This is a genomic window from Sphingomonas sanguinis NBRC 13937, from assembly GCF_001591005.1.
In the GTDB taxonomy this organism is placed as follows: Bacteria; Pseudomonadota; Alphaproteobacteria; order Sphingomonadales; family Sphingomonadaceae; genus Sphingomonas; species Sphingomonas sanguinis.
On the sequence record NZ_BCTY01000001.1, the window covers coordinates 41,164 to 58,597 of the forward strand.

Annotated in this window: 18 protein-coding genes; 9 read left to right on the forward strand and 9 right to left on the reverse strand. The window is 67.5% G+C overall.

What is annotated here, in order from left to right; genetic code table 11:
• Positions 1 to 204 precede the first annotated feature (204 nt).
• From SSA01S_RS00200 to SSA01S_RS00230, 7 genes are read left to right on the forward strand one after another with little or no spacing between them, the layout of a single operon-like run.
• The gene (locus SSA01S_RS00200; RefSeq protein ID WP_061778669.1) at positions 205 to 912 is read left to right on the forward strand and encodes a response regulator transcription factor; all 708 of its coding nucleotides are present in this window, start codon (positions 205 to 207) and stop codon (positions 910 to 912) included.
• On the forward strand, positions 881 to 2,446 hold the full coding sequence (locus tag SSA01S_RS00205; RefSeq protein ID WP_061778670.1) for a sensor histidine kinase: 1,566 nt from the start codon (positions 881 to 883) through the stop codon (positions 2,444 to 2,446). The genes SSA01S_RS00200 and SSA01S_RS00205 overlap by 32 nt, the downstream gene beginning before the upstream one ends.
• Positions 2,443 to 2,886: an HPr kinase/phosphorylase gene (locus SSA01S_RS00210; RefSeq protein WP_061778671.1), complete on the forward strand. Its 444-nt coding sequence runs from the start codon at positions 2,443 to 2,445 to the stop codon at positions 2,884 to 2,886. The genes SSA01S_RS00205 and SSA01S_RS00210 overlap by 4 nt, the downstream gene beginning before the upstream one ends.
• Positions 2,886 to 3,797, forward strand: coding sequence for an RNase adapter RapZ (rapZ, locus tag SSA01S_RS00215; protein ID WP_061778672.1), 912 nt, complete (start codon positions 2,886 to 2,888; stop codon positions 3,795 to 3,797). Before SSA01S_RS00210 ends, rapZ begins: the two co-directional genes overlap by 1 nt.
• 18 nt (positions 3,798 to 3,815) lie before the next feature.
• Positions 3,816 to 4,223 (forward strand): PTS sugar transporter subunit IIA, encoded by a 408-nt coding sequence (locus tag SSA01S_RS00220; RefSeq protein ID WP_061778673.1) that lies wholly within the window; start codon positions 3,816 to 3,818, stop codon positions 4,221 to 4,223.
• Entirely contained in the window at positions 4,220 to 4,492 is a 273-nt protein-coding gene (locus tag SSA01S_RS00225) for an HPr family phosphocarrier protein (protein ID WP_061778674.1), read from the forward strand. The genes SSA01S_RS00220 and SSA01S_RS00225 overlap by 4 nt, the downstream gene beginning before the upstream one ends.
• Positions 4,492 to 5,304, forward strand: a complete 813-nt coding sequence (locus SSA01S_RS00230; RefSeq protein ID WP_061778675.1) for a TrmH family RNA methyltransferase — start codon at positions 4,492 to 4,494, stop codon at positions 5,302 to 5,304. Before SSA01S_RS00225 ends, SSA01S_RS00230 begins: the two co-directional genes overlap by 1 nt.
• Before the next feature lie 59 nt (positions 5,305 to 5,363).
• On the opposite strand, the gene SSA01S_RS00235 is transcribed toward SSA01S_RS00230, so the two are convergent.
• The 3 genes from SSA01S_RS00235 to recR form a co-directional block, all read right to left on the reverse strand.
• Entirely contained in the window at positions 5,364 to 6,824 is a 1,461-nt protein-coding gene (locus tag SSA01S_RS00235) for a DNA recombination protein RmuC (protein WP_061778676.1), read from the reverse strand.
• A gap of 106 nt (positions 6,825 to 6,930) precedes the next feature.
• A complete protein-coding gene (gene def, locus SSA01S_RS00240; protein ID WP_061778677.1) occupies positions 6,931 to 7,452 on the reverse strand; it encodes a peptide deformylase in 522 nt (173 codons plus the stop codon).
• Between the two features lie 45 nt (positions 7,453 to 7,497).
• Positions 7,498 to 8,094 carry a recombination mediator RecR gene (recR, locus tag SSA01S_RS00245; RefSeq protein ID WP_061778678.1) on the reverse strand — a complete coding sequence of 199 codons (597 nt, stop codon included), beginning with the start codon at positions 8,092 to 8,094 and terminating at the stop codon, positions 7,498 to 7,500.
• Between the two features lie 53 nt (positions 8,095 to 8,147).
• Here recR and fmt point away from each other — a divergent pair, with 53 nt between their 5' ends.
• Both fmt and truA read left to right on the forward strand, forming a co-directional pair.
• Positions 8,148 to 9,053, forward strand: coding sequence for a methionyl-tRNA formyltransferase (gene fmt / locus SSA01S_RS00250; RefSeq protein ID WP_061778679.1), 906 nt, complete (start codon positions 8,148 to 8,150; stop codon positions 9,051 to 9,053).
• Positions 9,050 to 9,799: a tRNA pseudouridine(38-40) synthase TruA gene (gene truA, locus SSA01S_RS00255; protein ID WP_061778680.1), complete on the forward strand. Its 750-nt coding sequence runs from the start codon at positions 9,050 to 9,052 to the stop codon at positions 9,797 to 9,799. Before fmt ends, truA begins: the two co-directional genes overlap by 4 nt.
• On the opposite strand, the gene SSA01S_RS00260 is transcribed toward truA, so the two are convergent.
• From SSA01S_RS00260 to SSA01S_RS00285, 6 genes are all read right to left on the reverse strand, one after another.
• Positions 9,781 to 10,977 carry a class I SAM-dependent RNA methyltransferase gene (locus tag SSA01S_RS00260; protein WP_061778681.1) on the reverse strand — a complete coding sequence of 399 codons (1,197 nt, stop codon included), beginning with the start codon at positions 10,975 to 10,977 and terminating at the stop codon, positions 9,781 to 9,783. The genes truA and SSA01S_RS00260 overlap by 19 nt on opposite strands.
• Before the next feature lie 4 nt (positions 10,978 to 10,981).
• On the reverse strand, positions 10,982 to 12,364 hold the full coding sequence (locus SSA01S_RS00265; RefSeq protein WP_061778682.1) for a bifunctional ADP-dependent NAD(P)H-hydrate dehydratase/NAD(P)H-hydrate epimerase: 1,383 nt from the start codon (positions 12,362 to 12,364) through the stop codon (positions 10,982 to 10,984).
• Positions 12,361 to 12,747, reverse strand: coding sequence for a hypothetical protein (locus SSA01S_RS00270; RefSeq protein ID WP_061778683.1), 387 nt, complete (start codon positions 12,745 to 12,747; stop codon positions 12,361 to 12,363). The genes SSA01S_RS00265 and SSA01S_RS00270 overlap by 4 nt, the downstream gene beginning before the upstream one ends.
• The gene (gene ilvD, locus SSA01S_RS00275) at positions 12,734 to 14,455 is read right to left on the reverse strand and encodes a dihydroxy-acid dehydratase (RefSeq protein ID WP_058750912.1); all 1,722 of its coding nucleotides are present in this window, start codon (positions 14,453 to 14,455) and stop codon (positions 12,734 to 12,736) included. Before ilvD ends, SSA01S_RS00270 begins: the two co-directional genes overlap by 14 nt.
• Before the next feature lie 92 nt (positions 14,456 to 14,547).
• Entirely contained in the window at positions 14,548 to 14,910 is a 363-nt protein-coding gene (locus tag SSA01S_RS00280; protein ID WP_439951123.1) for a response regulator, read from the reverse strand.
• Between the two features lie 31 nt (positions 14,911 to 14,941).
• Positions 14,942 to 17,359, reverse strand: a complete 2,418-nt coding sequence (locus SSA01S_RS00285; RefSeq protein WP_061778888.1) for a hybrid sensor histidine kinase/response regulator — start codon at positions 17,357 to 17,359, stop codon at positions 14,942 to 14,944.
• Between the last annotated feature and the right edge of the window lie 75 nt (positions 17,360 to 17,434).

Below are 17,434 nucleotides of genomic sequence, written 5' to 3' on the forward strand. Positions count from 1 at the left end.
TTCCTCATTCCCCAAGCCGCCCGGGTCATGATCGCCCGGCCCTATCCAGCGCACGCGAATACGTATGCGTTGACCGGTTCCATAGCCGATTTGTTTAACACGTCAAACAGCGTTGAACGCGAAGATGGTTGAGCCGTGCCTCACTTTGGCCTAACCGACCTTCATGGCGGTTCCTTCGCATGACAGGGCTCTGGGGTTGATCGCATGACCGCAACCATCGCGCTGGTCGATGACGACCGGAACATCCTGACCTCGGTGTCGATCGCGCTGCAGGCAGAGGGATTCGTGACCCGCGTCTATGCCGATGGCGAGGCGGCGTTGAAGGCGCTGACCGACAATCCGCCCGACCTGGCAATCTTCGACATCAAGATGCCGCGCATGGACGGGCTGGAGCTGCTTCGTCGCCTGCGGGAGAAGAGCCAGATCCCGGTCATTTTCCTGACCAGCAAGGACGACGAGCTGGACGAGGCGCTGGGCCTGGCGATGGGCGCGGACGACTATATCGCCAAGCCCTTCTCCCAGCGCCTGCTGATCGCGCGCATCCGCGCCATCCTGCGCCGGTCGGAATATGTCGGCACGCCGCAGGGGACCCCCGCTGCCGATGCGCAGGGGCCGCTGACGCGCGGCGCGCTGGCGATGGACCCGGCACGGCACCGCGTAACGTGGAAGGATGAGCCGGTGACGCTGACCGTCACAGAATTCCTGATCCTGGAAACGCTGGCGCAGCGCCCCGGCATCGTGCGCACCCGCAACCAGCTGATGGATGCCGCCTATCAGGACGACATCTATGTCGACGACCGCACCATCGACAGCCACATCAAGCGCCTGCGCCGCAAGTTCCGGCAGGTAGACCCCGAATTCGACGCCATCGAGACGCTCTATGGCGCCGGCTACCGATTCTCCGAGGAGTGAAGCCCCCGACCTGGCGTTACGCTGGTCGGGCCAGATCTCGCTGACACAGCGGATTCTGGCGATCAACATCTTTGCTCTGCTGCTGCTGGCGGGCGGATTCTTCTATCTCGACAGTTATCGTACCCGGCTGCTCGACAACCGGGTTGCCCAGTCGCTGCGCGAAGTGCGGCTGATGGGCGAGGCGCTGACCTCGGTGCGGAGCGAGGAGCGCGATGTGCTGGTCATGCGGCTGGCCCGCGATACCGGGGGGCGCATCCGGCTGTTCGATGCCGGGGGCAATCTGGTGGCGGACAGCCGCGCGCTCGGCATCCGCAATGTCGTGCTGCGCGATCCCGACAAGCAGGACTGGGGGCAGGTGATCGCACGTTTCCTGGACGCCGGGATCGACACGGTGGTCGGCGCGGCGCGGCCCCCGCTCTATCGCGAGCGACGTGGCGGCGCGGAATGGCCCGATGTGCGGCTGGCGCGTGAGGGGCGCGTGTCCGCTTCCGTATGGCGTGCACCGGATCGCACTCCCGTCATCACCGCCGCCGCCCCCCTGCCCGGCGGCGGCACGATCATGGCGACCGAAAACGCCCGCTTCATCACCGAGACGGTGCGGATCGAACGGTTTCGCTTGAGCGTGTTGCTGGCGCTCGTCGCGCTCATCTCCGTGCTGCTGTCGCTGTTTCTTGCCAGGACGATCGTCCGGCCGCTCCGTCGCCTGGCTCGTGCGGCGGTACGGGTCCGGTTGGGGCGCGCTCGCGAGGTCGTGGTGCCGCGCCTGCCCGACCGGCGCGACGAACTGGGGATGTTGGCGCGCGCCCTGTCCGACATGAGCCTGGCGCTGCGCGCCCGGATCGACGCGACCGAAGCGTTCGCCGCCGATGTCACGCATGAGTTGAAGAACCCGCTGGCATCGCTGCGGTCCGCCGTCGACACGCTGGAGACGGTCCACGACCCCGATCTCCAGGCCCAGTTACTGGCGATCGTGCGCGACGATGTACGACGGCTGGACCGGCTGATCACCGATATTTCCGATGCCTCGCGACTGGACGCGCAGCTCAGCCGTGCCAAGTTCGATCCGGTCGACCTTCACGCCCTGCTGGCAGGCCTGATCTCTCAGCGCGAGGCGCGCGGGGTCGAGCGGGGCATCCGCCTGCGTTTCGACTCGACCGAACCCGGCCCCGCCGTCATCGCGGGCGAGGGCGCCCGGTTGGAGCGGGTGTTCGAGAACCTGATCGTCAACGCCCTGTCCTTCTCGCCCGACGATGCCGTTGTCGCAATCAGCCTGGCGCGCGAGCAGGAGGATGTTGTCGTCCGGGTGGAGGATGAAGGCCCCGGCGTGCCGGAGGAAGCGCGCGAGGCAATCTTCCGGCGCTTCCATTCGATCCGCCCGAGCAGCGAGGATTTCGGCCAGCATTCGGGCCTTGGCCTCGCTATCGCGCGGACGATCGTCGAGGCGCATCAAGGCCGCATCCATGTCGAGTCGCGCGAAGACCGGTTGAGCGGTGCCCGCTTCGTCGTTCGTCTTCCCTTGGCGGTGGGCGCATGACGGGGTCGCAAGAACCGGAACTGATCCACGCGACCGCCGTGGCGATCGGCGAGACCGGCGTGCTTCTGCTCGGTCCGTCGGGGGCGGGCAAATCCGATCTGGCGTTGCGGCTGATCGATCGCGGCGCGACGCTGATCGGCGACGATTATCTCCACGCTCGACAGGTCGATGGCGGCCTCCAAGTCGTCGTGCCGGACCGGATCGCGGGACTGATCGAAGTGCGCGGGGTGGGCATCATGCCCATGCCGCATCGCCCGACCGCGATGATCGGGCTCGCTATTCACCTGTCGAACGAGGCCGAAGGCGAAGAGCGGCTGCCAAACCCCCGCGAAACTGTGATCGCGGGCGTCACGATCCCCCTCTATAGCCTTTTCCCCTTTCCCGCTTCGGCCCCGATCAAGGTCGAGCTTCTGGTATCGTGCCTCAAGGAACGCCTATAATGGACCGAAAACGTATCCTGCTGGTCACCGGCATGTCCGGTGCGGGCACGTCGACGACGTTGAAGACGCTGGAAGATCTCGGCTGGGAGGTGGTCGACAACCTGCCGCTATTCCTGCTCGATGGCCTGCTGGAGGCCGCGCCGCCGCGTGGCATGGAGGGCAAGAACCGGCCGCTAGCGATCAGCATCGGCGTGCGCACCCGCGACTTCGCCCCCAGCCAGATCACACAGAGCATCCGGCGGCTGAACGAAAGCCCCAATCTGGCGATCGAGACGCTGTTCCTGAATTGCGGCGGCGCGGAACTGAAACGGCGCTATGCCGAGACTCGCCACCGCCACCCCCTGGCCATGGACCGATCGGCCGACGACGGCATCGCGCATGAACGGGCGCTTCTCGCTCCAGTGCGCGACATGGCCGACCGATTGCTCGACACGACCAACATGACCAGCAACGACCTGGGCCAGTGGCTGCGCGCCAATTACGCGGTCGAGGGGCTCAGTGAGCCGGTGCTGACCGTTATGTCCTTCGGTTTCTCCAAAGGGCTGCCGCGCAACGCCGATCTGGTGTTCGACATGCGGTTTCTGCGCAATCCCCACTGGTCGGCTGAGCTCCGCCCGGGCACCGGGCTGGATCAGGGCGTGATCGACTATATCCGCCGCGATCCCGTTTACGAGACCGCCGTGGGCCAGATCGAGACGCTGCTCGACACGCTGGTGCCGCGCTACATCGCCAGCGGAAAATCCTATATCACTATCGCCATCGGCTGTACCGGCGGGAGACATCGTTCGGTCCATGTCGCCGAACGGATCGCGGAACGGTTGCGCAAAAGCGGATTTTCGCCCACGGTGGTACATCGTGATTTGAGTGCCGTGCCGAAAGACTCTCTGGAAGCCGGGCCGGCCAAGCAATGATGGATATGCGTGTCTGACATGATCGGTCTGGTTCTGGTGACGCACGGGCGGCTCGCCGATGAGTTCGTGACCGCGATGATACATGTGGTCGGTCCGCAGGAGCGGATCGCTACCATCGCGATCGGGCCGGAGGATGACATGGAGGAGCGGCGCACCGACATTGCCGCCGCCATCGCCACCGTCGATGCCGGGCGCGGCGTGATCGTGCTGACCGACCTGTTCGGCGGCACGCCCTCCAACCTCGCCATCTCGCTGATGGAGCGTGGCCGGGTTGAGGTGATCGCGGGCATGAACCTGCCCATGCTCATCCGTCTGGGATCGGCGCGCAAGTCGATGCAGGTGGTCGACGCCGTCGCCGCCGCGCGTGAGGCGGGTCGCAAATATATCTCGGTCGCCTCCGAAGTGCTGGGCGAGGCCGCCGCATGACGGAACAGAGCCGCACCGTCCTCATCACCAATCGCCGTGGCCTCCATGCCCGCGCCAGCGCCAAGTTCGTCACCCTCGCCTCTACCCAGCCCTGCGAGGTGCGCGTGGCCAAGGATGGCAGCGCGGTGACCGGCACGTCGATCATGGGCCTGATGATGCTGGGCGCCGCCATGGGCGACACCATCACGATCAGCGCGGCCGGTGACGGTGCGGATACGACGGTCGAAGCGCTGGCCGCGCTGGTGGAAGCGAAATTCGGCGAAGACTGATGCCTCGTGAGATTACCGCTTACTCCAACCCACTGATCAAGTGGGTGCGCGACCTGCGCGACAAGCGTCACCGCAAGCAGGCGCGCCAGTTCCTGGCCGAGGGCCTGCGCATCCTGACCGAGGCGCGCGAAACGGGGCGGCTGCCGCACCTGCTATTCTACGCCAGGCCCTCTGCCAATCACCCGCTCGTCCGCGATCTGGTCAAGGCGGTTGAGGCCGCCGAGGGCGAGGCAATCGAGACGACGCCGGACATCCTGTCCAAGCTGTCGGGTAAGGACAATCCGCAGGCGGTCGTCGGCGTGTTCGAGGAATTCGCGGTCACGCTGGACGATCTCGATCGCAGCAAGGCCGGTATCTGGCTGGTCGCCGAGCGCCTGCGTGATCCGGGCAATCTGGGCACGATCCTGCGCACCGGCGATGCGGTGGGCGCGGGCGGCCTGATCCTGATCGGTGAGTGCGTCGATCCCTTTTCAGTCGAAGCGGTGCGCGCCAGCATGGGCGCGCTGTTCACCGTGCCGATCGTGCGGACCGAATGGCAGCTGTTTCTCGACTGGCTGCGGCAAGGGCCGGGCCAGCTGGTTGGGCTCAGCCTGGACACCGACTCGGACTATCGCGCGGCGCATTATACCGCGCCGACCTTCCTGCTGACCGGCAACGAGGCGCAGGGGATGCCCGACGATTATGCCGCCGCCTGCGATACGCTGGTGAAGATCCCGATGCTCGGCAAGGCGGACAGCCTGAACGCGGCGGTGGCGACGGCGGTCATGGCCTATGAAGTTCTGGCCCAGCAACGCGGCGCGAAGGCGGGCTGAACAATATCACTCGCCTCTGACGGAGATGGCGACCAGCCACTCCGTCAGGACGGCGACCGTTACTCCGCCACTTCCGCCGCACCGGTCAGCTCCGCCACCGGCATCAGCTTGGTCAATGGACGCACCGACTGTTCGATGAGCGGTGGCGACTCGATCGTCTTGCCGCCCGTATCGATGTTCAGCGCCTCGAAGCGCTTGGCGCTGGTCAGGACATTGCTCTCCAGGCTGCCGACAAAGGCATTATAAGCGGTCATCGCCGTATCGAGATTCTTGCCCAGCTTCGCGACATGGCCACCCATGACCGACAAGCGGCCGAACAGCTCCTTGCCGAGCACACCAATCTCATGCGCCTGCTGCGCCAGCTTTTCCTGGCGCCAGACGGCGGCCACGGTCCGGGCGATGGCGATCAGGTTCGTCGGCGTCGCCAGCAGCACCTTCTTGTCGAAGGCAAAGTCCCACAGCGTCGGATCATGCTCCAGCGCCGCCGACAGGAAATGCTCGCCGGGGACGAACATGATCACATAGTCGGGCGTGTCCTCGAACTGGCTCCAATAGCTCTTGTTGCCCAGCCCGTTGACGTGGGCGCGCATCGCCGCGGCATGGCGGGACAGCCCCAGTTGCCGGTCAGCCTCGTCGACCGCGCCGAACGCATCCTGATAGTCGTTCAGCGAGACCTTGGCATCGATGACCAGCGCCTTGCCGCCCGGCACGCGCACGATCGCATCGGGACGAAGACGCCCGCCTTCACCGTCCGCGACGCTGACCTCGGTCTGGAAATCGGCATGTTCGGACAGGCCGCAGGTTTCCAGAACATTGCGAAGCTGCTGCTCGCCCCAGCGACCCCGCGCCTTGGGGGCGTTGCGCAGCGCATTGACCAGCTTCGCTGCCTCGCCTGAGACGCGTTCCTGGCCGATCCGCATCGCCTCGATCTGCCCCTTCAACTCGCCGAATGCATCGCGGCGCTCGTCCTCGACCTTGCGCACCCCTTCCTCGTAGCGCTGGAGCCGCTGGTGCACCGGGTCGAGCAGCGCCTTGAGCGTCTGGCCCGAGGCTTCCTCCGACTGACGGAACCGCGCCTCGGCCCGCTCCAGAAACTGGCGCTGGGCGACTTCCAGCGCGCGGGCGGCGGCCTCGCCGAACTGGGCATTGATCTGTTCGCGGGCCTGGCCAAGCGCCTCCAGCGTCTGGGCATAGGCGGTCTCACGCTCCTGCGCCCGCGCACGTAACTCAGCAATTTCCCGCAGCGCCGCGTTGCGCTCCGCCTCTACGGCATCGCGCGCCGCCCGGATCACATCGAGATCGGCCGCCCGGCCCCGTAGCTCGGCCAGCGCCTGGAGCGCATCGGAGCGTTCCCGTTCGGCCGCCTCGCGAGCCGCGCGCAGCGGCTCGACCTCGGCGGCGCGCGTCGTCGCGGTGGCCAGCTCGGCCGCCAGCCCATCGGCCGTGCGCCGCGCGGCCAGCCAGCCGACCACGCCCCCCAGCAATAGGGCGAGCAGCGCGACGGCGATCAATTCGGGCATTTCAACAACCTGTCAGATACGGGAAACAGGTCGGAACATAGAACGAACGAAGCCGGTCGAACAAGGCTATTCGACCGGCTTCGGGAAACGCAACGGTCGGCTGGGCTTAGCCCTTGCGGAGCTTGGTCAGCTTGCGCATCAGCATGTCGCGCTTCAGTCGGCTGACATGATCGATGAATAGCACCCCGTTCAGGTGATCGATCTCATGCTGCATGCAGGTGGCGAGCAGGCCGTCGAGCTCGGCCTCATGCGCGTCGCCCTTTTCATCCAGCCACTTGACCTGGCACGTCGCGGGCCGCTTCACCTCGGCATATTGCTCGGGGATCGACAGGCAGCCCTCGTTATAGGTCGACAGCTCTTCGCTGACCGACAGGATTTCGGGGTTGATATAGGCCTGGGGGTTCTTGATCGGCTTGCCTTCCTCATCCTCTTCCTCCTGCAGGTCGATGACGAGGATACGCTGGTCGACGCCGACCTGGATCGCGGCCAGGCCGATGCCGTGCGCGTCATACATCGTCTCGATCATGTCGGAGACGAGCTGGCGGACGCTGTCGTCCACCGTCTCGACGGGCTTGGAGACGAGGCGCAGGCGGGGGTCGGGAACTTCGACGATGGGAAGAATGGCCATGACGGTTTCGCTACGGTCAGCGGCCCAAACCGTCAAGCCAGCGGATCAGACGACCGGCCGCCGCGCCCGCAGCGCCTGGGCCAGCGTCCCTTCATCGAGATAATCGAGTTCGCCGCCGACCGGCAGGCCATGCGCCAGCTGCGTCACGCGCACCGGGAAGCGCTCGATCCGCTCGGCGATATAGTGGGCGGTGGTCTGCCCCTCCAGCGTCGCGTTCATCGCGAGGACCACTTCGTCCACCCCGCCGCCCTCGATGCGGCGGACCAACGCGTCGATGCTGAGATCTTCGGGCCTCACACCCTCGAGCGCCGAGAGACGCCCGCCGAGCACATGGAAACGCCCCGGGAAAAGCCGCGACCGCTCCAGCGCCCAGAGGTCGGCGACCTCCTCCACAACACACAGCGCCCCTGCATCCCGCCGGGGGTCGGAGCAGATCGCGCACGGGTTTGCCGTGTCGATATTGCCGCAGGTCGAGCAGGTCTCCAGCCGCTCCTCCACCGCGCTCAACGCGGCCAACAACGGGCTGAGCGCTGCCTCGCGCTTCTTGAGCAGATGCAGGACCGCGCGACGTGCCGATCGGGGGCCAAGGCCAGGAATACGCGCCAGCGCCTGGGTCAGCGCCTCGATCTCGGGGGATGCCATATGGGACAGATAGGGGGTTGCGCGCCGTCCCGCCAGCGGGGAGAGGACGGCTCATGCGGATCATCTTCATGGGTACGCCGGGCTTTGCCGTCCCGGTCCTGCACGCGCTGGTCGAGGCCGGGCATGATGTCGTCGCCAGCTATAGCCAGCCACCGCGTCCCGGCGGGCGTCGCGGACGGCAATTGGTGCCCTCGCCCGTGCAGCAGGCAGCGGAAAGCCTGGGCATCCCGGTCCTGACGCCGGTATCGCTGCGTGTCGCCGAGGAACAGGCGCGGTTTGCGGACTTCGGAGCCGATGTCGCGGTCGTCGCGGCCTATGGTCTGATCCTGCCGCAGCCGATCCTGGATGCGCCTCGCCTGGGTTGTCTGAACGTCCATGGCTCGCTGCTGCCCCGGTGGCGGGGGGCCGCGCCGATCCAGCGGGCCATCTTGGCAGGCGATGTGGTGACCGGCGTCGGCATCATGCAGATGGAGGCGGGCCTCGATACCGGACCGGTGCGGCTGGAGGGCTCGACCCCGATCGGGCGCAAGACCACCGGCGAGCTGACCGACGAACTGGCGACGATGGGGGCCAGGCTGATGGTCCAGGTCCTGGTCGACCCGGATCGCTATCCGCCGCGTCCCCAGCCCGAGCACGGCGTCACCTATGCCGCCAAGGTCGATAAGGCCGAGACGCGGCTGGACTTCACCCAGTCCGCCGCCCAGCTGGAACGCCAGGTCCGAGCCTTCCAGCCTGCGCCGGGCGCGTGGTTCGAGGTTCAGGGCGAGCGGATCAAGATGCTGTCCGCCGAACCGATCGACGCGAAGGGCGCGGCGGGTGAAGTGCTGGACGAACATTTGACCATCGCCTGTGGCGAAGGCGCGCTGCGCCCGATGACGGTCCAGCGTGCCGGACGCGGCGTGTCGAGCGCGCAGGAGCTGCTGCGCGGCTTCGCCATTCCGGCGGGAACGCGGCTTTGACGCGATTCGCGCTGACGGTGGAGTTTGACGGGCGGCCCTTCATGGGCTGGCAGCGTCAGTCGCATGGGCCAAGCGTGCAGCAAGCGCTGGAGGATGCCGTCCATGCCGTGACGGCCGAGCGCACCGCCGTCCATGCGGCGGGTCGCACCGACGCAGGTGTGCACGGGCTGGCGATGCGCGCGCACGTCGATATTGCCAAGGACATCGCGCCCTTTCGCCTGATGGAGGCGATCAACGCGCGGATCAGGCCGAACCCGGTGGCGGTGCTCGACTGCATGACGGTGCCGGACGACTGGCACGCCCGCTTCTCATGCATCCGTCGGTCTTACGAATATCGGATCGTCAACCGCCGCGCGCCGCTGACCCATGAGGCCGGACTGGCTTGGCAGGTGCCGCAGCCGCTGGATGAAGTTGCGATGGCCGACGCCGCCGCGCGGCTGGTCGGACGGCACGACTTCACCACCTTTCGCTCGGTGCATTGCCAGGCGGATAGTCCGGTACGGACGCTGGACCTGCTGTCGGTCGAGCGAGAGGGGGCGCGGCTGTATATCCGCGCCGCCGCCCGCTCGTTCCTCCACCATCAGGTGCGGTCGATGGTCGGCTGTCTGGCCTTGGTCGGCATGGGCCGCTGGTCGCCCGACGATGTGGAGGCGGCCCTGGTCGCCCGCGACCGCGCGCAGCTGGGGCTGAACGCGCCGTCGGACGGGCTGTTCTTCGTGGCGGCCGATTACCCGGAGGAAAGCTGACGCGAGAAGCGCGCCGCCAATTCGACATGGGTCGACCAGCGGAACTGCCCCACCGGCTGCACCCAGTCGAGCTGCCAGCCATGCTCGACCATCGCCTTGGCATCGCGCGCGAAGCTCGCCGGGTTGCACGAGACATAGGCGACCGCGCCCACCTCCGCCACGGCCAGCGCCTCGGCCTGATCGCGGGCCCCCGCGCGCGGCGGGTCGAGGACGATCGCGTCGAAGCGGTCGAGCTCGGCTTTTGTCAGCGGACGGCGGTACAGGTCGCGATGCTCGGCAAACACCATCCGCCCGGTCGCATTGGCCGCGCCCTTCAGCGACAGGATCGCATCGCGCGCGCCCTCGGCCGCGTAGACCTTACCGGGTAGCGCCAGCGCAAAGGTGCCGAGCCCGGCAAACAGATCGGCGGTCGTACGCGGCTGGCCCACGGCTTCGCGCACGGCGGCGACCAGCGCCGCCTCACCATCGCGCGTCGCTTGCAGGAAGGAGCCCGGCGGCAAGGGCACGCCCACCCCGCCCAGCGTGACCGTCACCGGCTCCGGCTCCCAGCGCGTTTCCGGGCCGAGCCCGTCATCGACCGCGAAGCGCGCGACGCCGTGCCGCTGGCAAAAGCCGATGATCGCCTCGGCGGCTTCCAGCCCGTCGGGTGAAAAGCCGGTGACCAGCACGTCCGCGCCCTGATCGGCCAGCGTCAGGTGCACATCACCGCGCCGCTTGAACCCCAGCCGCTGGAGCAACCCGCGCAAAGGCGCGACCAGCGCAAATAGCTGCGGGTCGAGGATATGGCATTCCGCCATGTCGACGATGGCGTGGCTCTTTTCCTCCGAAAAGCCGATCAGGACACGACCACCCTTGAACTCGGCATGGAGCGTCGCGCGACGGCGGCTGTGCGGCGGCGAGACATGGGTCGGACGCAGCGGCGCGGTCAGCCCTTGCGCATCGAGCGCCGAGGCGACCCGATCGGTCACGAACCCGGCATAGCTTTCATCGTCCAGATGCTGGAGCTGGCACCCGCCACAGCGCGGAAAATGGCCGCATGGCGGTGTCTGATGATGCGGGCCGGGCGTGACGCGACCGTCCTCGGCCAGCGTGTCGCCGGGGGCGGCAAAGGCGGCATGGCGGCCGTTCGCGGTCACGCCGTCGCCTCGGGCGGCAACGCGGATGATGATATCGCTCATGGCGTCAGCCTCTGACGGCGGAAAGCGCGTCTGCCAAGTCGTCCGCGATGAAAGCCTTACCGCAAGCCCGCGCGGCCTCGGCATGAAGCCATACGCCCGCCTCCGCCGCTGCCAGCGGTTCGAGGCCCGCCGCCAGCATCGCCGCCACCGCACCCGCAAGCACGTCACCCGTGCCGGCGGTGGAAAGCCAAGGGCTCGCTTCGGGGCAAAGGATCGCGCGACCATCAGGGGCGGCAATCACCGTATCCGCGCCCTTATGGACCACGATGGCATTCGATCGCTGGGCGGCGTCGAGCGTCGCCGTCAGCTTGTCGGTCGTCATGTCGCCGAAGAGATGGGTGAACTCGCCGCCATGCGGGGTCAGGATCTTGGGGCCGATATGCGCGGCCAGCGCCTCCGTCTCGACCAGACGCAGCGCATCACCGTCGATCACCAGCGGCCGTCCGCTGCCCAGCGCCGCACCCAGCCGTCGCCGTGCATCGTCGTCACGGCCCAGGCCGGGGCCGATTGCAACCGCACCGATCCGGTCATCCGCGAGCGCATCCGGGCTAAAGTCGCGTCGCACGATCGCGTGGGGCTTTACCGGTCCACTCGTACCGTCAGAGGCGAGCAGCAGCACATAGCCAGCGCCTGCCCGCGCCGCCGCCATCGCCGCCAGTTCGGACGCACCCGACATGCTGCCCGCGACGACCGCGACCATGCCCCGGCTATATTTGTGCGAGTTGGCGTCCGGGCTGGGCAAAGCGGGTGCCGCCATGACCCGAACCGCGCCACTGCTCGGCACACCGATGTCGAGAAGACGGACTTCGCCCATGCGACCTGCGGCGGGTTGCAGGAGATGCGACGGCTTCACCGCACCCAGCGCCAGGGTGACATCGAAGCGCGGCACCTCCCCCAGCAATCGACCGGTATCGGTGGCGATGCCGCTGGGCATATCCACGGCGATGCGGAGCCATGCCGCCTCGGTGAGTCGGGCGAGGCTTTGCTCAGCCACTGGCTCTAATCCGCGTGACAGGCCGGTGCCGAAGAGCGCGTCGACCAAGACGGGCGCCGGTTCCACGTCGTCGAGCGATGCCACCGCCCCGCCCCATAGCTCGGCCGCACGCCGACATCCCTCGCTGCGCGGCTCGGCCAGCGCCGCGACTCGCACCGCCTGGCCCTGCTCACGCAATCGGGCAGCGGCGAGATAACCGTCGCCGCCGTTGTTCCCCGGCCCACACAGGACCAAGATCTCGCGCCCGGCGGCCAGACGGGCCACGGCCTGGGCGATGGCGCGGCCCGACCGGTCCATCAGCGCCGCTTCGGGCACGCCCTGCGTCATCACCGCCTGCTCGGCCGCTCGCATCGCCGCAGCGGTCAGGACGGGCTGGCCTTGGATCGGAATCATGGCGTCCCGACCGTCGCTGGGAGGCGGTAGCGGTCGTCGCCCAGCTGGACTTCGATCTGACGGTTTCCGGCCACCCGAACCTGCGCCGGAACCGCTCCATCAGCGGCGGCAACGCCGCGTCCGTCTTGCGTAACCCGAAGCCGCCGGAACCCGCCATCGGGATGCCGCAGGGTCAGGATCGGTCCGTCTGCAGAGGCAGACTGTTCGACGGTGCAGGCCCGCGCAAAATTCTGTGCGCCCGACAGCGCGCATTCGATGGCGAGGCCGGGGTTCTGCGGCGCGGACGGCGTGTTGGCGGCCGCCGTCCGCTCATCCCCCTGCCCGCCCGAACAGCTGGCCAGCGCCAGGGCACCGGCCAGCCAGCGGACATCAGATGTCCGCATAGACATGGCGCTCGGACTTGGCGCCGGGATGGGTGACCGCGCCCTGATGCGCGGGGCCGACATTCTGGGCATAGCGCCACAACACGCCGGACTGGTAATCGTTCACGCGCGGGGTCCAGCGCGCGCGGCGCTCGTCCAGTACCGAAGGCTCGACCAGCAGGTCGATCGTGCCCGCCTCGGCATCGATGCGGATGGCATCGCCATTCTCGACCAGCGCGATCGGACCGCCATCGGCCGCTTCGGGCCCGACATGGCCGATGCAGAAGCCGCGTGTGCCGCCCGAGAAGCGGCCGTCGGTGATCAGCGCCACCTTCTCGCCCAGCCCCTGGCCATACAGCGCCGCCGTGGTCGACAGCATCTCGCGCATGCCCGGGCCGCCCTTCGGCCCCTCATAGCGGATGACGACCACGGTACCGTCGGTGATCTCGCGCGCCTCGACGGCGGCAAAGGCCTCTTCCTCGCAATCGAAGACCCGCGCCGTGCCCTCGAACTGCAGGCGCTTCATGCCCGCGACCTTCACGATGGCTCCTTCGGGCGCCAGGCTGCCGCGCAAGCCCACGACGCCGCCGGTCGGGGTGATCGGCGTCTTCACGTCGTAGATCACCTTCTGGTCGGGGTTCCAGGTCACCTCGTCGATATTCTCGGCCAGCGTCTTGCCCGTGACCGTCATACAGTCGCCGTGCAGGAACCCGCCCGCCAGCAGCGTCTTCATCAGCATGTAGACGCCGCCCGCCTCGTACATGTCCTTGGCGACATAACGACCGCCCGGCTTCAGGTCGGCGATATAGGGCGTGGTCTTGAAGATTTCGGCGACGTCGAACAGGTCGAAGTCGATCCCCGCCTCGTTCGCCATCGCCGGCAGGTGGAGGCCGGCATTGGTCGAGCCGCCGGTCGCAGCCACCACACGGGCGGCATTCTCGAACGCCTCGCGGGTGCAGATGTCGCGCGGACGCAGGTTGCGCGCGACCAGCTCCATCACCTGTTCGCCCGCCGCCTCGGCGATGCCGTGGCGATCGAGGAAGGGCGCTGGCATCATGTTGCTGTTGGGCAGCGACAGGCCGATCGCCTCGCCGACGCACGCCATGGTGTTGGCGGTGAACTGCCCGCCACAGGCGCCGTGGCCGGGACAGGCGACCTTTTCCAGCGCGATCAGGTCATGGAGCGGGCAGTTGCCCGCCGCATGCTGGCCCACCGCCTCGAACACGTCGACCACGGTCACGTCACGGTCCTGGTGACGGCCGGGCAGGATCGATCCGCCATAGACGAAGATCGACGGCACGTTCAGGCGCAGCATCGCCATCATCATGCCGGGCAATGATTTGTCACAGCCCGCAAAGCCGACCAGCGCGTCATAGCAGTGGCCGCGCACCGACAGCTCGACCGAATCGGCGATAACCTCGCGACTGACCAGCGAGGACTTCATGCCCTGGTGCCCCATGGCGATGCCGTCGGTCACGGTGATGGTGTTGAACCGGCGGGGCATGCCGCCGCCACGGATCACGCCGCCCTGCGCGGCATCGGCCTGCGCATCGAGCGTGGTGTTGCAGGGGGCCGAATTATTGCCAGCGCTCGCCAGCGCAACGAACGGCTTGGCGATATCCTCTTCCTGGATACCCATGGCGTAATAATAGCTGCGGTGCGGCGCGCGCTCCGGTCCGACGGAGACGTGGCGGGACGGCAGGCGGGACTTGTCGAATTGGCGTGTCATGGCGCAGGCCTATGTCGCGAGACAGGCCTTTGACGCAAGCAAATTTCGCAAATTGCAAAACCGACGGTCGTGGGACCGCTCGATCACCGATGTCAGAGTGCGCTCAACGCCTTGGCCACGCCGTCCATGGTGAACGGCTTTTGCAGGCGTGGGCGGTCACGGAAGCGCTCATCCACCGCATCGTCCGAGCCGCCTGTGGCGAAGACGAAGGGGACGCCGCGTTCGGCCAGCGCCTCGGCGACGGGCGTGCTCTTCTGGCCGCCGCGCAGGTTGACGTCCAGGATCGCCGCGTCGATGCCGCCTTCGGCGACACGCGCCAAAGCATCGTCTACGCTGTCCACGGTCCCCGCGACCTGTTTGTCGAGGACATCCAGGAAATCCTCGAGCATCATGGCGATCAGGGGTTCGTCCTCGACGATGAGGATCTGCACGGGCTCTGTCATCAACACCGCCATATCATGCTTTACGCCATCCGCCAGCGACTTGTTACGATGATGTATCGGCGCCGGTGCCTTGCGTGAGCGCCGCCTGGGTCGCTTCGGCCAGTTGCTGGACCGAGAAGGGCTTGGGCAGGAAACCGACATTGGGCAGCGTGATCGACTTGCGTAGCTGCTCCTCGGCATAGCCCGACATGAACAGGACCGCGAGGTCGGGATAGCGTTTGCGGACATGGCCGACCATCGTCGGGCCGTCCATGGTGGGCATCACCACGTCGGAGATCAGCAGGTCGGGCTTGCCATGCTTGTCGAGCATTTCGAGCGCAGCCTCGCCATTCTCGGCGGCCAATACGGTGTAGCCCTGCCGCGACAAGGCGCGTTCGGCCACCGCGCGCACCATATCCTCGTCCTCGACCAGCAGAATGGTGCCCGTGCCCCAATGGCTTGCAGCACGAGCGGCGGGCTTTTCCGGGCTCGTCCTTGCGGCGGGCAGCGCGGGGGCCGCGTGGACCGGCAGATAGATGGAGAATTTCGCGCCCCCGCTCGGCGGCGAATCGGCGAAGATATAGCCGCCCGACTGCTTGATGATGCCATAGACGGTCGACAGGCCCAGGCCGGTGCCCTTGCCCAATTCCTTGGTCGTAAAGAAGGGCTCGAAAATCTTGGGCAGGATCTCCGCCGGGATACCGGTGCCGTTGTCGCTGATGGTGAGCGCCGTATAATCGGCGGCGGGCAGGATATCGTTGCCCATCGCGCGGACGTCCGCCACCGAGACGGCGCGCGTCTGGATGGTCAGGATGCCGCCGCCCACCGGTTCGTTGTCCAGGATCGCGTCGCGCGCATTGACCGCCAGGTTTACGACCACCTGCTCCAACTGCCCCGGATCGGCGCGGATCGGCCCCAGATTGCGGCCATGGCTGACGTCCAGCCGTACCCGTTCGCCCAGCAACCGCTTGAGCAGGTTCGACACTTCCGACACGACATCGGGCAGTTGCAGGATTTGCGGGCGCAGCGTCTGCTGGCGCGAAAAGGCGAGCAGCTGGCGCGTCAGGCTGGCCGCGCGGTTGGAGTTGGTGCGGATCTGCTGGATGTCGTCATAATCGCTGTCGCCCGGCGAATGGCGCATCAGCATCAGGTCGCAATGCCCAATGATCGCGGTTAGGATATTGTTGAAGTCGTGCGCGACACCGCCCGCCAGCTGGCCGACCGCCTGCATCTTGGTCGCCTGCGCCACTTCGCGCTTCAGGCGGCTTTCCTCCGAATTGTCCTTCAGGCTGAGCAGCACCGCCGCCTCGCCCAGCCCGCGTGCACCCGCGATGGTCAGCGCGACCGGCTCCTCCGGGTGATCCTTCAGGCGAACTGCCATATCGGCGGAATGCGTCGCGCCCCCGGCGAAGCGGCGAATCGCATCCGCCACCGCCGCCTTGTCCTCGCGCACCACCAGATCGCCCGGATAGAGCGGCGGCGTACCGCCCGCCACGCCCGCCGCGCGCATGAAGGCGGAGTTCATCTGGATGAAGCGTCCGTCCCGATCGACCAGCGCGATGCCAAAGGGCATGAGCGAAACCAGGCCACGCACATGGCTGCCCGCATTGGCACCTGCGGGCGCGACCAGCGGCTCGTCCTCGTCGAGCAGGACGACCAGCATCGGCGCGCCCTCTCCCTCGACAAAGGGAATTTGCAGGACACGAAGGGGTCGCCCCTCGGCCTTGCCCAGTTCGGCGGCGAAGCGCACCTGTCCGCCCGCATCGTGCGCCAGGAACGTCGCGAAATCGCGGCCGACGATCGACAGCATCTCACCGCCCATCGCGCGGGCACAGAGAACGCGGTTCGCCGCGCGCACCCGGCCATCCGGTGCGATCAGCGCGGCCATGATCCCGGCCGTCCCCAGCCGGTCGCCATGAATGCCGCCGATCAGCCGCTCGACCGTCTCCGCCAAATCCTGTTCATCGGCCACCGCGAAACGCCAGACGAGCAGATCGGCTTCGTCGCCCGCGCGCGTTACCAGCACCGACAGCTCGGTCCCCATCACCGCAATCCGGTCGGCCCGGCCCAGCCCATCGCGCCACGCCGTCCGCCCCGCCTGGGCCAACGCCTCGACGCTGGGCGCATCCAGCGGCACGCCCGGCGGCGTCGGCATCATCGGGAACAGCGAGGCATAGGCGTCATTGGCGCAGACCAGCCGCCCCGCCCGGTCGGTGACGGCGATCGCATCATGGCTGGCATCCGCCACGACACGCGCGAAATCCCAGTCGACGCTGCGGCGTGTCTGCTCGACCCGTGGCGTCAGCAATCGCCAGGTCAGGATCACCCCGAAAACGAGAAGCGCCGCAGCGAGAAAACCCGCCGCGACGATCCAGCTGCGGATCGCGACGAACAGCAACGCCGCCGCCCCCGCCCCGCTGGCGATCGAGACGAGGCCCGCGACGCGGACGGGGTTAAACCTTTCGGAGGACGCAATCGCCATGACGAAACTCTTCATCCGGCGACCCGCCACGGGTCAAGCGCGATCCTGCGCCCGACACCGTGGCGGGATTGCGGA

Excerpts from the sequence above, each read along its gene's own strand:
- SSA01S_RS00200 (WP_061778669.1), top strand. The coding sequence starts at position 205 with ATGACCGCAACCATCGCGCTGGTCGATGACGACCGGAACATCCTGACC.
- SSA01S_RS00205 (WP_061778670.1), top strand. The coding sequence starts at position 881 with ATGGCGCCGGCTACCGATTCTCCGAGGAGTGAAGCCCCCGACCTGGCG.
- SSA01S_RS00210 (WP_061778671.1), top strand. The coding sequence starts at position 2,443 with ATGACGGGGTCGCAAGAACCGGAACTGATCCACGCGACCGCCGTGGCG.
- rapZ (WP_061778672.1), top strand. The coding sequence starts at position 2,886 with ATGGACCGAAAACGTATCCTGCTGGTCACCGGCATGTCCGGTGCGGGC.
- SSA01S_RS00220 (WP_061778673.1), top strand. The coding sequence starts at position 3,816 with ATGATCGGTCTGGTTCTGGTGACGCACGGGCGGCTCGCCGATGAGTTC.
- SSA01S_RS00225 (WP_061778674.1), top strand. The coding sequence starts at position 4,220 with ATGACGGAACAGAGCCGCACCGTCCTCATCACCAATCGCCGTGGCCTC.
- SSA01S_RS00230 (WP_061778675.1), top strand. The coding sequence starts at position 4,492 with ATGCCTCGTGAGATTACCGCTTACTCCAACCCACTGATCAAGTGGGTG.
- SSA01S_RS00235 (WP_061778676.1), bottom strand. The coding sequence starts at position 6,824 with ATGCCCGAATTGATCGCCGTCGCGCTGCTCGCCCTATTGCTGGGGGGC.
- def (WP_061778677.1), bottom strand. The coding sequence starts at position 7,452 with ATGGCCATTCTTCCCATCGTCGAAGTTCCCGACCCCCGCCTGCGCCTC.
- recR (WP_061778678.1), bottom strand. The coding sequence starts at position 8,094 with ATGGCATCCCCCGAGATCGAGGCGCTGACCCAGGCGCTGGCGCGTATT.
- fmt (WP_061778679.1), top strand. The coding sequence starts at position 8,148 with ATGCGGATCATCTTCATGGGTACGCCGGGCTTTGCCGTCCCGGTCCTG.
- SSA01S_RS00260 (WP_061778681.1), bottom strand. The coding sequence starts at position 10,977 with ATGAGCGATATCATCATCCGCGTTGCCGCCCGAGGCGACGGCGTGACC.
- SSA01S_RS00265 (WP_061778682.1), bottom strand. The coding sequence starts at position 12,364 with ATGATTCCGATCCAAGGCCAGCCCGTCCTGACCGCTGCGGCGATGCGA.
- SSA01S_RS00270 (WP_061778683.1), bottom strand. The coding sequence starts at position 12,747 with ATGCGGACATCTGATGTCCGCTGGCTGGCCGGTGCCCTGGCGCTGGCC.
- ilvD (WP_058750912.1), bottom strand. The coding sequence starts at position 14,455 with ATGACACGCCAATTCGACAAGTCCCGCCTGCCGTCCCGCCACGTCTCC.
- SSA01S_RS00280 (WP_439951123.1), bottom strand. The coding sequence starts at position 14,910 with ATGGCGGTGTTGATGACAGAGCCCGTGCAGATCCTCATCGTCGAGGAC.
- SSA01S_RS00285 (WP_061778888.1), bottom strand. The coding sequence starts at position 17,359 with ATGGCGATTGCGTCCTCCGAAAGGTTTAACCCCGTCCGCGTCGCGGGC.